The sequence below is a fragment of the Conexibacter sp. JCM 18997 genome, from assembly GCF_055391915.1.
In genome coordinates, this window is sequence record NZ_AP043885.1 from 2478938 (window position 1) to 2491151 (window position 12214).

16 protein-coding genes and 2 tRNA genes are annotated in these 12214 nt (G+C 69.1%); 4 read left to right on the forward strand and 14 right to left on the reverse strand.

The features are described 5' to 3' along the window. The first annotated feature begins 67 nt into the window (after nt 1–67). On the forward strand, nt 68–403 hold the full coding sequence (locus ACZ5UI_RS12525) for an STAS domain-containing protein (protein ID WP_464197519.1): 336 nt from the start codon (nt 68–70) through the stop codon (nt 401–403). Here the strand turns inward: ACZ5UI_RS12525 and ACZ5UI_RS12530 are convergent. Further along, entirely contained in the window at nt 354–662 is a 309-nt protein-coding gene (locus tag ACZ5UI_RS12530; RefSeq protein WP_464197520.1) for a hypothetical protein, read from the reverse strand. The genes ACZ5UI_RS12525 and ACZ5UI_RS12530 overlap by 50 nt on opposite strands. Before the next feature lie 26 nt (nt 663–688). On the opposite strand from ACZ5UI_RS12530, the gene ACZ5UI_RS12535 reads away from it, so the two are divergent. After that, nucleotides 689–1042, forward strand: coding sequence for a hypothetical protein (locus ACZ5UI_RS12535; RefSeq protein ID WP_464197521.1), 354 nt, complete (start codon nt 689–691; stop codon nt 1040–1042). Here ACZ5UI_RS12535 and ACZ5UI_RS12540 read toward each other — a convergent pair. Next, a complete protein-coding gene (locus tag ACZ5UI_RS12540) occupies nt 1039–2025 on the reverse strand; it encodes a hypothetical protein (protein ID WP_464197522.1) in 987 nt (328 codons plus the stop codon). The two genes, ACZ5UI_RS12535 and ACZ5UI_RS12540, sit on opposite strands and share 4 nt — an antisense overlap. Before the next feature lie 95 nt (nt 2026–2120). Then, nucleotides 2121–2194, reverse strand: a tRNA-Pro gene (locus tag ACZ5UI_RS12545). A 31-nt stretch (nt 2195–2225) separates the two neighbouring features. Between ACZ5UI_RS12545 and ACZ5UI_RS12550 the strand changes: the two genes are divergently transcribed. Further along, nucleotides 2226–2357, forward strand: coding sequence for a hypothetical protein (locus ACZ5UI_RS12550; protein ID WP_464197523.1), 132 nt, complete (start codon nt 2226–2228; stop codon nt 2355–2357). Beyond that, nucleotides 2348–2421, forward strand: a tRNA-Arg gene (locus tag ACZ5UI_RS12555). The genes ACZ5UI_RS12550 and ACZ5UI_RS12555 overlap by 10 nt, the downstream gene beginning before the upstream one ends. Before the next feature lie 39 nt (nt 2422–2460). On the opposite strand, the gene ACZ5UI_RS12560 is transcribed toward ACZ5UI_RS12555, so the two are convergent. The 11 genes from ACZ5UI_RS12560 to ACZ5UI_RS12610 all read right to left on the reverse strand — a co-directional run bounded on the left by ACZ5UI_RS12560 (nt 2461) and on the right by ACZ5UI_RS12610 (nt 12200). After that, nucleotides 2461–3357, reverse strand: coding sequence for a ribokinase (locus tag ACZ5UI_RS12560; RefSeq protein WP_464197524.1), 897 nt, complete (start codon nt 3355–3357; stop codon nt 2461–2463). Between the two features lie 106 nt (nt 3358–3463). Continuing rightward, the gene (locus ACZ5UI_RS12565; RefSeq protein ID WP_464197525.1) at nt 3464–5017 is read right to left on the reverse strand and encodes an ABC transporter substrate-binding protein; all 1554 of its coding nucleotides are present in this window, start codon (nt 5015–5017) and stop codon (nt 3464–3466) included. A gap of 152 nt (nt 5018–5169) precedes the next feature. After that, nucleotides 5170–6201 carry an ABC transporter ATP-binding protein gene (locus ACZ5UI_RS12570; protein WP_464197526.1) on the reverse strand — a complete coding sequence of 344 codons (1032 nt, stop codon included), beginning with the start codon at nt 6199–6201 and terminating at the stop codon, nt 5170–5172. Further along, on the reverse strand, nt 6198–7250 hold the full coding sequence (locus ACZ5UI_RS12575) for an ABC transporter ATP-binding protein (protein WP_464197527.1): 1053 nt from the start codon (nt 7248–7250) through the stop codon (nt 6198–6200). The genes ACZ5UI_RS12570 and ACZ5UI_RS12575 overlap by 4 nt, the downstream gene beginning before the upstream one ends. Continuing rightward, on the reverse strand, nt 7240–8154 hold the full coding sequence (locus ACZ5UI_RS12580; RefSeq protein ID WP_464197528.1) for an ABC transporter permease: 915 nt from the start codon (nt 8152–8154) through the stop codon (nt 7240–7242). The genes ACZ5UI_RS12575 and ACZ5UI_RS12580 overlap by 11 nt, the downstream gene beginning before the upstream one ends. Beyond that, on the reverse strand, nt 8151–9164 hold the full coding sequence (locus ACZ5UI_RS12585) for an ABC transporter permease (protein ID WP_464197529.1): 1014 nt from the start codon (nt 9162–9164) through the stop codon (nt 8151–8153). The genes ACZ5UI_RS12580 and ACZ5UI_RS12585 overlap by 4 nt, the downstream gene beginning before the upstream one ends. A 259-nt stretch (nt 9165–9423) precedes the next feature. After that, the gene (locus tag ACZ5UI_RS12590) at nt 9424–9945 is read right to left on the reverse strand and encodes a pyridoxamine 5'-phosphate oxidase family protein (protein ID WP_464197530.1); all 522 of its coding nucleotides are present in this window, start codon (nt 9943–9945) and stop codon (nt 9424–9426) included. 15 nt (nt 9946–9960) lie between these two features. Next, the gene (locus tag ACZ5UI_RS12595) at nt 9961–10461 is read right to left on the reverse strand and encodes a hypothetical protein (protein ID WP_464197531.1); all 501 of its coding nucleotides are present in this window, start codon (nt 10459–10461) and stop codon (nt 9961–9963) included. Between the two features lie 14 nt (nt 10462–10475). Beyond that, a complete protein-coding gene (locus ACZ5UI_RS12600; protein WP_464197532.1) occupies nt 10476–11132 on the reverse strand; it encodes a cupin domain-containing protein in 657 nt (218 codons plus the stop codon). A 55-nt stretch (nt 11133–11187) separates the two neighbouring features. Then, nucleotides 11188–11703 carry a pyridoxamine 5'-phosphate oxidase family protein gene (locus ACZ5UI_RS12605; RefSeq protein ID WP_464197533.1) on the reverse strand — a complete coding sequence of 172 codons (516 nt, stop codon included), beginning with the start codon at nt 11701–11703 and terminating at the stop codon, nt 11188–11190. Further along, entirely contained in the window at nt 11703–12200 is a 498-nt protein-coding gene (locus tag ACZ5UI_RS12610) for a hypothetical protein (RefSeq protein WP_464197534.1), read from the reverse strand. Before ACZ5UI_RS12610 ends, ACZ5UI_RS12605 begins: the two co-directional genes overlap by 1 nt. Nucleotides 12201–12214: the final 14 nt, after the last annotated feature.

Consider the following 12214-nt stretch of genomic DNA (forward strand, 5'->3'; position numbering starts at 1 on the left):
CCACACCCGGCGCGTCGTCCTCGATCGACGAGTGTGTTTCGCCACGTGCGTGGGTACTGCGTGAGCCATGCAACACGGCGCCCACGACACCTTCGTCGTCGATCTCGAGGCCCGGGCGGGCGAGGTGTGGGTGCTGCCGGTGGGCGAGCTCGACCTCGACAGCTTCGAGGAGATGGAGCAGGCCCTGTCGATCGCCATGGCCAGCGACGCCGAGCGCATCGTGATCGACCTGCGCGGGCTGGAGTTCCTGGACTCCACCGGGCTGCGCGCGATCGCCACCGCGTGCCGCGACGACGAGGCCGGCCGGCTGTCGCTCGTGCCCGGTCCGCCGGCGGTCCAGGGCGTGTTCAACGTCAGCGGTCTGGCGGCGGAGCTGCCGTTCCGCCCTGACGGCGAACGATGATCTCGACGCGTCCCTGACGCACCCGCAGCGCCCCGTCGGCGTCCAGGTCGGCGGCGTCGAAGGCATCGCGGAACAGCGCGATCGCCACGCCGCTGGTCTTCTTGCTCGGGTGGTCCAGCGCGAACAGCGCGCCGTCGGTGCCGGTCGAGTCCAGCTCGAGCAGCCGCCCTTCCATCACGCTGTGGTCGGGCTCCAGGACGACGACGACCTCCTGCTCAGACCAGGTGCGCAATTGGTCCACGGCTGCCGCGAAGTCCACGGTTTTCACCGTACCCTCTGATCCCGGTGGCCGATCTGAGTTTCGTCGAGGTGCTGAGCGCCATGCAGGGGTCGATCGGCCGCCCGGTCGACGTGCTCGTGTGCTCCGGCCAGGGCCGCCCGCGCGGCGCGACCGCGATGCTCACCGGCGACCTCAGCGCGGGCCCCAGCGCCCGCGACGTGTTCGGCGACCAGGCGCCCGCCGAGGCGATCGTCTTCGTCGCCGGCGTCGAGGGGCACGGCATCACCGGGTACCTCGTGCTCGATCCCGAGTCCTTCGAGCGCGCCTTCTGGACCGAGGCGGGCGCGCTGACGATCGCCCAGGGCGGCGTGGTGTTCGTCGTGCGCATGCACGCGGCCGACGAGGACGCCGACGACTAGCGACGCCGCGGCGTCCCGATGTAGCCGTGCGTGTGGCCGTCGGGGGTGATGTACTCGCCGGTGATCGTGCCGTTGGGGGCGATGTCGGCGATGGTGGAGACGATCGCGCCCGCGTGGGGGTCGATGCGCGTGTAGTGCCCGCGGCGCCACAGGAAGCCGTAGCCGGGCAGCCCGGACGCGTCGAAGGCGACGCCGCCGACCGTGCCGTCGTTGGTGATCGCGAAGGCCTGTGACCGGCCGGCGCCGGGCGGCAGCAGCGTGCGGTAGCTCGTGCCCGTCTTCACGTACGCGCGGAGCCCGAGGGGCGAGGTCGCACCGGCCGGGACGAACGAGCCGACGACCTGCCCGCGCGCGTTGGCCCGGATCGCGTTCGTGCCGCCCTCGCCGTGGTTGGCGTCCTGGGCGGTCGAGGCGCCGGGCGCGTCGAGATCGGTCCGCTTGCCGCTGGGCGCGAGCAGGAACCCGTGCGAGGCGCCCGCGGCGTCACCCCAGGTGCCGACGATCGCGCCGTGCGGGCTGATCGTGGCCACCGCGGTGCCCAGGCCCGGGCCGAACTCCGACAGGCCTCCGGACGTCGCGCTGGCCTGCGGGACGTCGATCGTGCGCACCTGCCCGGCCGTCGTGCGCACGTAGCCGTGCTGGGCGCCCGCGGCGTCGACGTACGTGCCGGTGGTCGTCCCGTCGGCCGCGATGCCCAGCGTGAAGGTGCTCGTCGCCCCGGGGACGTCGATCGTGCGAAAGCGCCCGTCGGGCAGGCGCAGCATCCCGTGGTAGCGCCCCGCCGCGTCCGCGTAGGCCCCGACCGCCCGACCGTCGGCGCGCAGCGACGTCAGGTACGACTGGCCCTCGGCGTCGGGATGGTCGACGGTCACGAACCGCCAGCCGGTGGTGGCGCGGGTGGGCGGATCGGCGGCCAGCGCGGGCGCGGCCGGCGCGACCAGGACGCACGCGGCGAGAGCGGAGGCGAGAACGAGGCGGGTCACCGCGCGACCCTCCCACACTGCCGCGTTGCTTGTCAGGTTGGTTCCCGCAGCGGGAGCAAACCTGACAAGCAACACCCTGGGACGCCTGCGCGCAGTCGGGGCGCCCGGATTCGAACCGAGGACCTCCGCGTCCCAAACGCGGCGCTCTACCAGGCTGAGCCACGCCCCGAGGGACCGCACGATAGGGATAGGCTCAGATCGTGTCGATTCTCGCTGGCGTCGTTCTCGCCCTGATCGCCGGCGTCGGCGCCGGGATCATCATCGGCTTCATCCGCAGCCGCCGCGCGGCGAAGGCCGAAGATCGCTCTACGCTTCCTCGCGAGCCCCGGTAGCTCAGCTGGATAGAGCGGCGGCCTTCTAAGCCGCGGGTCGCAGGTTCGAGTCCTGCCCGGGGCGCTGCTGCTGCTCGCTCTGGCGGACCCAGTCCGCAACAGCTCACCACGCGGACGCGCGGGCGAGCTCGACGCGGTCGGGCATGCCCCCGCGTGCGCCAGGCCGCGTCACAGCGAGGCTCGCCGCGACGATCGCCCGCGCGCTGGCCTCAGCCGCCGGGAGGCCTGCGGCGAGTCCTGCGGCCAGGACGCCGTTCACCGTGTCGCCCGCTCCGACCGTGTCGACCGCCGTCACTGCGGGCGCCGCGATGCGCGTCTGTGAGCCGTACGCGACGAGCAGAGCGCCGCGCTCACCCTCGGTCACGAGCAGTTGGGCGCACCCGGCCTCCGCGGCGACCGCGCGGGCGAGCTCGTCGGAGGGCGCGGCCGCCAGGCCCAGCGTGGCTGCGAGCTGCGCCAGCTCGCCTTCGTTCGGGGTGATCACGTCGGCGAGCGCGATCGCCTCGACCGGGATGCCATCCGCCGGCGCGGGGTTGAGGATCGAACGGGCGCCGGCGGTCTGTGCCGATCGCAGCGCCGCCAGCGTGGCCTGCATCGGCACTTCGTTGCTCACGACGACCACGTCGCGATCGTCGAGCCGCAAGCGGTCGAGCGCGCGGACAACGCGGTCGGCACCCAGCGTCCCGTTTGCGCCTGCCGACAAGCTGATCGTGTTGTGTCCCTCGTCGTCGACGAGGATCACCGCCGTTCCGGTTGTCTCGCCGTGCACGACCGCGAGCTCGGATACGTCAACGCCGTCGTCGGTCAGTGCGACGCGCGCCGCACGGCCGAAGTCGTCGTCGCCGATTGCGCCGACGAACACCGCGTGGCCGCCGCTGCGGCCGGCCGCGACCGCCTGATTGGCGGCCTTCCCACCGTGATGGCGGGTGAGGCTGCGCCCAGCGATCGTCTGACCGATCGCCGGGATCTGCGGCACTCGCATCACGAGGTCGATGTTCACCGCCCCGACGGTGACGACGCGTCCTACCGACACACGCAGCCCCCCGGTGGCCGCGCCACGTCGCGGCCGGCCTGCTCGGCGAGCCGCGACTGCACGCACCCCTGCACTATGGCTTGGCCGCGACCGGCTTGAGGTTCAACAGGACGCGTTCGTTGGTGGGCGGGCACCAGTTGCACGCCCAGCCTTCCTTCTCCGAAGTCGGCCAGCCGGTGAACTTGTCGGTCGTGTACTGAGCCCATGCCACCTGGTAGATCAGCGGGATGACGGGCGACTCCTCGACCATGACCTTCTGGATGCCGTGGAGCGCCTCGGTCTGCGCCTGCTCGTCGCTGGCCGCCGCGTACTCGTCGAGGTACTTGTCTGTCTCGGCATTCTCCCAGCGGCCGTAGTTCGACACGGCGGCCTTGCCGACCGGCGCGCTCTTGTTGCTGTTGAGGAACTGGTCGAACTGGTAGAACGGCCCGGGCCCGCTGTTGAACGAGGCCCAGATCGTCAGGTCGAACTTGCCGAGGCTGAGGTCGCTGAAGAACTGCGTCTGCGACGGGGTCTTCATCTTGCTCTCGATGCCCAGCGCGTTGAGCGCCTCGACGACGACGGGGCCTCCGCCGACCCAGTCGCTGAAGCCGCCGTTGACGTCGAGATCCAGCGCGACGCGCTCACCGTTGGGCGCGATCAGCTGATCGCCGTCGTACGTGAACCCGCTGTCGGTGAGCAGCTTCTTGGCGCCGGCCAGGTCGGTCGTCAGCTTGGCGTCCTTGTACTCCGGCGCGATGGTGGCCTCGTCGCGCGGAAGCAGGAAACCGGTCGCCGTCTCCACCGGCGGCTCCTGACCCTGCACTGCTGCCTGCGAGAACGTCTCACGGTTGACGGCCATGCTGATGGCCTTGCGCAGCGGCGTCAGGTTCAACGGGTACTTCTTGATGTTGGGGACCAGGAACACGTCCGACATCGGCGGGTACTGGTACTTGTGGTCGTCGCTGGCCGACAGGTACTGCTTGAAGTTCGGCATGAAGGCGTCGCCCCACTGCGCCTGGCCACTGGTGAGCGCCGCCGATGCCGCGGCGTTGGTGTAGAACGCCGGCATCGAGATCTTCTCGACGGCGGGCTTCTGGCCCCAGTAGGTCGGGTTGCGCTCGAGCTGGATCACCTGCGGCGTGATCGAGGAGACCGTGTACGGCCCGGTCACGACCGGGTTCTCGTTGAGGAAGTTGGTCAGGTCCTTGACCTTCTCGAAGACGTGCTTGGGCACGATCGGGATCGTGCTGACGTAGAACAGCGCCGGGATGTTCTTCTCATCGAAGGTGAGCTTGACCGTGGTCGGCGTCGGCATGGAGACCGAGTTGAACTCGATGCCCGTCGCGTTCAGCGCTGGGACACGCTTGATGAGGTCGAACGTGTAGGCGACGTCATCGGCGGTGAACGGCTTGCCGTCCGACCACTTCACGCCGTCGCGGATGGTGAACGTGACGGACTTGTAGTCGGGTGCCCACTCGTACTTCGAAGCCAGCCAGGGCGTGACCTCGCTGGTGTCGCCGAAGTTGTACTGCAGCAACGGCTCGTAGTTGAACGTCCACGCCGCACTGGCGGACGACGCCCACGCCGAGGTCGGCGACAGGGGGTTGAGGTTCGTGGACCACGGGCCGCCGGTGACGTATCCCATGGTCAGCGTGTCGGGCGCCCCGCCGCCGCTTGAAACGTTTCCACTCGAGCCGCCGCAAGCGGCTAGAAGGGTGCTGGTCAGCAAGACAGCGCCTACGGCGAGTAGGCGTTGTGGACGACGTCGGCGCGTGCGGCGCCCTCCGGTCACAGCGTTCACTGACTTTCCTCCGTGGTTCCCGATGTGGAGCTCGAGCGAGCCTTGCCGTTGCTTGGGGACGAGCCTTCGTGCAACCAGCACGCGGCGGTCTGGCCTGCGCCGACCGCGAACGACGGCGGCGCGATCTCGCGACACTTGTCGAACGCGTGCGGGCAGCGTGGGTGAAACGAGCAGCCTTTTGGCAGGTCGATGAGGCTGGGCGGCTCGCCACGACCGCCGGCGGCCACTCGTCGTGGCCGGCTCGGGTCGGGCGTGGCCGACAGCAGCAGTTGCGTGTACGGGTGTGCCGCCCGATCGACGACTGCCTCCGCGGGGCCCTGCTCGACCACCCGCCCGGCGTACATGACGGCGATCGTCTCAGCGAACCACCGCGCGGAGGGCAGGTCGTGCGTGATGTAGACGATCGTCAGCCCGGCCTCGTTGAGCGCCCGCAACAGGTCCAGCACGCCGAGCCGCAGCGAGACGTCCAGCATCGACACTGGCTCGTCGGCGATCAGCACGTCAGGTTCGACCGCGAGTGCACGAGCGATCGACACGCGCTGGCGCTGGCCGCCGGACAGCTCGTGTGGGTACTTGGCGTACGTATCGCGGCCGGGCCGCAGACCGACCTGCTCGAGCAGCGCGTAGACGCGCTCGCGCGACTCGGCGCGGCTCTGCCCCGCCGGCGCGTGGCACGCGACGGCACGCCGGACGCTGTGGCCGACGGACTTGTGCGGGTTCAGTGACGCGTACGGGTCCTGGAGGATCATCTGGACGCGGCCCACGTACTTGCGCAACGCCCGGGAGGAATGCGCGGTCACGGCCTCGCCGTCGAAGCGGATCTCCCCGCGCGTCGGCGGGTACAGCTGCGCCAGCAGGCGCGCGAGCGTCGACTTGCCCGAGCCCGACTCCCCCACGACCGCGGTGACCGAGCCGGTCTCGACGCGCAGCGACAGGTCCGAGACGGCATGGACGACCGCGCCGCTCAGGCCGCGGCTGGCCCGGAACTCCTTGGTCAGGTCCCGGGTCTCGAGGATGGGCTGACTCATCGAACCTCCTCGCTGCTCAGGATCGGCGCGTCCGCGGGGCGCGGCATGTCGATCTCGGGGTCGTGCAGATGACAGGCGACGGCGTGCGGGTCGCCGACCAGGCCGGCGGGCCTCTCCAGGGGCGGGACGATCGTGCGACAGGCATCAGCGGCGTAGGCGCAGCGCGGGTGGAAGGCGCAGCCACTGGGGATCGCGCGCAGGTCCGGGGGCGACCCCGGGAGGCGCGCGAGGTCGTCCGGGGCCCGCTGCAGTGTCGGGAACGACGCGCTCAGCGCGCGGCTGTAGGGGTGCAATGGCGCGTCGCGAACCACGGACGCCGCGCCCATCTCGACGAGGTTGCCCGCGTACATGACCGCGACACGGTCGGCCAGTTCGAACAGCAGCGACAGGTCGTGGGTGACGAAGATGATCGACAGGCCCAGGCGTTCGCGCAAGCTGAGGATCTCCTCGATGATCTGACGCTGCGTCACGACGTCCAGCGCCGTCGTGGGTTCGTCGAGGATGAGCACGTCGGGGTCGAGCGCGAGAGCCATCGCGATCATCACGCGCTGGCGCATCCCACCCGACATCTGGTGCGGGTAGGCGGCCATGCGGTCGGGCGAGATGCCGACCAGCGCCATCAGCTCCGCGGCCCGGGCGCGTCGCTCCTTCTTGCTGCCGCCGATCCCGTGGGCCTTGAGCACGTCGGTGAGCTGCGTCTCGATGGACAGGACCGGGTTGAGCGCGTTCATCGCGGCTTGCGGGACGATCGCGATGCTCGCCCAGCGCAGGACGCGCAGCGTGTCGCCCTTGAGGTCGAGGAAGTTGATCTCCTCGCCGTCTCGCGGGCGGTAGAGCACGCGGCCGGACACGACGCGTCCGGCGGGCGCGAGCGTACGGGCGATCGCGTAGATCAGCGTCGACTTGCCCGAGCCGGACTCGCCGGCGATGCCGAAGATCTCGCCGCGGCGCAGCGACAGGTTGGCCTGGCTGACCGCCCGCACCGCGGTCGAGCCCGACCCGAACTCGACGCTCACGTCCTGCAGCTCAAGGACGCTGTCAGTCGTCATTTCCCACTGCTCCCGAGGTCTCGGCCATCGCCAGGGTGGTGGTCGGGGTGATCGCCGCCTCGGCGATCTCGCGGTTGCGCCGGCGATCGGCCCAGGGCCGGCGCAGGCGCGCGTTCGAGCGATCGTCAGCGCCGAAGTTGATCAGGGCCAGGAAGAACCCGACCAGCGCGATGGCCAGGCCCGGCGGCACGTACCACCACCACGCGCCCTGCTGGTACGCGGCGTTGTTCTGCGTCCAGTAGAGGATCGTGCCCCACGACCACTTGGTGAGGTCGGTCAAGCCGAGGAACTGCAGCCCCGTCATGGTGAGGATGCTGTACGCCACGCTGAACAGGAACGACGCCGTGATCACCGGGAGCAGCCCGGGCAGCATGTCGTACGTGAGGATGCGCGGCCAGCTGTCCCCGGTCGCACGAGCCGCCTCGACGAAGTCGCGGGAGCGCAGGGTCAGGGTCTGCGCGCGCACGACGCGGGCACCGAACGCCCAGCTGGTCAGGCCGATCACCGCGCCGAGGAACGCGCTGCCGGCGTCGGGGAAGTAGCCCACCACCACGATCAGCAGCGGCAGCGTCGGAAGCACCAGGAAGACGTTGGACACGAGCGTGAGGAACTCACCCACCCAGCTGGTGAAGTAGCCGGACGGGATACCGACGATCACGGCGAGGACGGTGGCGATGGCCGCGGCGAGGAAGCCGACGAGCATGGTCGGCCCGGCGCCGACCAGGAACTGGGAGAACACGTCCTGGCCCTGCTGCGTGGTGCCGAACCAGTGGGACGAGGACGGGCCCTGGAGGATGTCGGGGCCTGACGCGCTCGGGTCGTAGGGAGCGACCGTCGGCCCGAGCAGAGCAATCAGCACCATGATCGCCAGGCCGACGACCCCGACCTTGGCCTTGATGTTCATGACCGGCCTCCCCGGGCGCGCGGGTCGAGCCAGATGTAACAGAGGTCCGCGAGCAGGTTCGCGGTGAGCACCGTGATCGTGATGATCAGGAACACCGCCTGCATGAGCGGGTAGTCGCGGTTGGCGATCGCCTGGTAGAGCACCTGCCCGATGCCCGGGTAGGAGAAGACAACCTCGGTGAGGATCGCGCCCGAGACGACGAACCCGAGGCTGAGCGCGAAGCCGGCGACGTTGGGCAGGAGGGCGTTGCGGGCCGCGTAGGAGAACATGACCCGGCGGTTGCGCAGACCCTTGGCCCGGGCCACGGTGATGAACTCCTCGCCCGTCGTGTTGACCATCATGTTGCGCATCCCGACGAGCCACGCGCCCATCGCGGTCACCACGATCGTGAACGCCGGGAGGATGCCGTGGGAGATGGCACTGCCGATGAAGTCGGCGTTCCAACCGATGGTCATCGTCGGGTCGTAGCCGCCGTAGGACGGGAACCAGCCGAGGTTGATGGCGAAGACCGTCACGACGATCAGGCCGAACCAGAAGTACGGCATCGACGAGGCGAAGGCACCGAACGGCGTCAGCACGCTGTCCCAGGCCTTGCCCTTCCAGCCCGCGACGATCCCCAACAGGGTGCCGATGATGAACGCGAGGATCGTGCTGATGCCGACCAGGGCGATGGTCCACGGCAGGCTGTCGCCGATGACCTGTGACACCGGCTCGGGGAAGAACGTCAGCGACGTCCCGAAGTCCAGGTGCGCCACCGCCGACAGGTAGGAGAAGTACTGCGACAGCAGGCTGCTGTGGTTGTCCACGCCGAGGGTGATGCTGAGCGCGTTGAGCGCATCGCCCTGCACGCGACCCTGGACGCGTCCCATGAAGCCGTCGATCGCGTTGCCGGGCATGAGCCGCGGGATGGCGAAGTTCACCGTCAGCGCGGCCCACAGCGTCACGGCGTAGAAGCCGAGCTTGCGGGCGAGCGACAGCAGGATCGAGCGCCAGACGGAGGTCGAAGCCATCAGCGAACGCGCTCGCGGTCGAGCGGTCTATGAGCGGGTGAGGGGGGCATTCAGGATGGATAGAATCGTTTCGAAAAGAACGGTGCCAGACGCCGAAATCCCTGTCAAGGAGCCAGGTTTGCGCCGGTAAGCGGTCGACGCAAACTGTGCGATAAGCGCCTTGGGACCGCAGATGCGCGGTCCGGATGCGCCGTCAGTGGCTGGTGATGGGCGCGAACCAAAAACGGTTCGCGCCTCACCGATCGGTGTCGTGAAACAGCTATGCGGAGATGAGCTTCTCCGGCAGGACGCGACGCTCCTGGATCGCCGGCTGCGGCGCGGCACGCATGTCAAACGTCTCCGTGACGTCCGGCGTCAGCTGGTACCAGGCGCGGCCAGAGGTGCGCCCGAGGTTCACGTAGTGCTCGACCGAGGGATGGCCGATGTACATGTACTTGCCGACGATCAGCTCGAGCAGTTCGGTGGCCATGTCGAGATCGTCCAGTCGTTCCGCTGTCGCGCTGAACGAGACCGACTGGATCGTCGTGAGCTCGTCGCCGCCGACGTCCACGACGCCGGAGACCTGCGCGCCGGCGTCGATGTTCGCCCGGTGGCGGTCGTCGTCGGACAGCGGGACGTAGATCGTCTGGTCCTGCGCTGCGAACCACAGGGGTGAGACGTAGATGGGCCCGCCGTCCACTGATGTCGCGAGGCGCAGCACGCGGGCACGTTCGAGGTACGCCCACAGTGTGCGTCCTTCGAGGGGCACGAACAGCCCCATCATCTGATCCATCGTTGCCATGGTGTCTCTCGCTTCCTAGGCGTCCCGGAGGCTCTTCAGCGTCGCGTGATACTCGGGGCCGTCGTCGGTGTCGAACTTCAGGCCGAACTGGTGGATGGGCGACAGGGTCCAGTAGTTGATCGAGAAGACCCCGGTGGCCTTCAGCGTGTACGTGTAGCCCGCGGGCACGAAGATGTGCTCGCCCTCATCGACGTGGATGTCGGTCTCGTTGCCCTCCGCGTCGACGACATGGAGGTGCAGCTTGCCCTTCACGCAGTAGAGGCCCTCGTCCCAGCGGGTCTGGTCCCACTTGAAGTCCGCCATGTCGGGCTCGTGGAAGCACATGCCCTGGGTGAAGTAGCGAGAGTCGTCCTTCTCCGTGGAGACGAAGACGGCGCTGGCGCAGCCCTTGGCGTACTCGATGCGCGGCATCGTCGAGATCTGCTCGAACGTGCTCTTGCGCGGGTAGCGGCGGGGCCGTTCCGGGATCGCTTCGATCGCCTCGCGGCCATCGCTCTTGGTCTGAACGGTGCTCATGTGGTGCTCCTCGATCAGCTCGGGGCGTATCGGTAGTAGGCCAGGGTCGCGTCGTCAGTCCCACCCAGCGTGAGCCTCACGCCGCTGCGCACGAACGCGAAGTCTCCGACGCCGAGGGAGTGGAAGCTCTCGCCGGCGGTCAACTCGACGCGGCCGGCGGTGACCCAGATGAACTCGTCGCCCTTGGTCTCGGCCGCGACATCGCTGCCGTGCAGGTCGAGGTAGCCGGCGGACCCGCTGGCGAACGAGAAGATCCGCTGATCGATCGCATCACCGGCGGCCGCGATGGACTCGGCGTCCTGCTTCGTCCAGACCGTCACCGGATCGTCGGGCCCGCCGTTGGGGAAGCCGTTGGCATAGGCGACGCGGCAGTCCTTCGTGCCGGCGAAGGTCAGGTGGCTGCCCTCATGGATCAGCACGACGTCCCCGGGGCCGGACACGAAGTCGGTGCCCGCATGGGTGAGGGTCATCGTGCCCTCGATCACGAAGAGCAGCTCGTCGGTCTCCTGGGTCCACTCGAACTCGGTGCCCAGATAGTCCAGGTAACCGGCCCACCAGCCCTCGAGCTTGACGGGGCTCGACTGGACCGGGTCGGCGCCGTCAGGGCCGACGCCGACGAACTCCATGCCCGTCAGGGTCCAGACGTTGACCTTGCTCTCACCAGCGCTCATTGCGCGTCCTCGTCCTTCCTCGCGGCCGTCACCGGCGCGAATGGCTGTCGATCGTTCACTGCGTGTCGCCGACGTGGCGGTCGACGACGTGCGGCGGCAGCGTGCGCGCCTCGAAGCTCAGCGGGAGGGCGCTTTCACGCATGTCCCAACCGACCATCTTCTCCGGGACCAGTTCGAAGTAGCGGCGCCCGGCCATCTCCCCCATCTCGAAGTACGCGTAGGCGTGGGGATGCCCGACGCCGAAGTACTTGTCGAACATCATCTGCTGCAGCTCGTCGAACAGCGCGGTGTCGTCATCGTCGATGGGCCGCATGTGACCGACGATCCGCACGCCGCTCACGGTCGAGTACTCGTCGCCGGCATCGACCAGCCCGGCGAGTGGCCGGCGCGCAAGGACGTTGACCGCGTGACGCCCGGCCGCGTCGATGGGGATGAAGATCCGCTTGTCGCGGACGACGAGCCACACCGGAGACAGATAGATGCTGCCGTCCTCCTCGGTGCTGGCGATCCGGATGGTCTTCGCCTTCGACAGGTAGTGCCAGCGCTTCTCGCCGACCAGGGTCGGAGCCATCAGACGTCACCTCTCGAAGCCTTCAACGCGTTGCTGTACTCCTTGGCGCCCGGGATTGCCTCGCCCTTGGCCAGGCGCAGACCGGGCCGCGGCGACGGGCCGCTGGTCCACAGCACCCGGGTCTCGACGCCGCTGGCCTCGAACCCATAGGCGTAGCCCGCAGGCAGGTACACGTTCTCGCCTGGCGCCGCCTCGAGCAGGACCTCGCGTCCGGCGGAGTCACGGACCCGCAGGCGGAGCAGGCCCTCGATGCAGTAGAGGGCCTCGTCGTAGTTGTTCTGGGTCCACTCGTAGCCGGCGAGGTCGGCGTCGAGCCAGTAGAGGCCTTGGCGGAAGTAGCGGGCGTCGTCGCGCTCGCGTGACAGAAACACCGTGGTGGCGACGCCGCCGTCGAGGTCCCAGCGTGGGAGCGCAGCGATCTCGTCGTCTGGGATCACCCGCGGGTAGCGACGCGCCTCCGGAGCGGTCGGGTCGTAGTGCTGGTCGGCGTCGCTCAAGACCGGGATTCCTT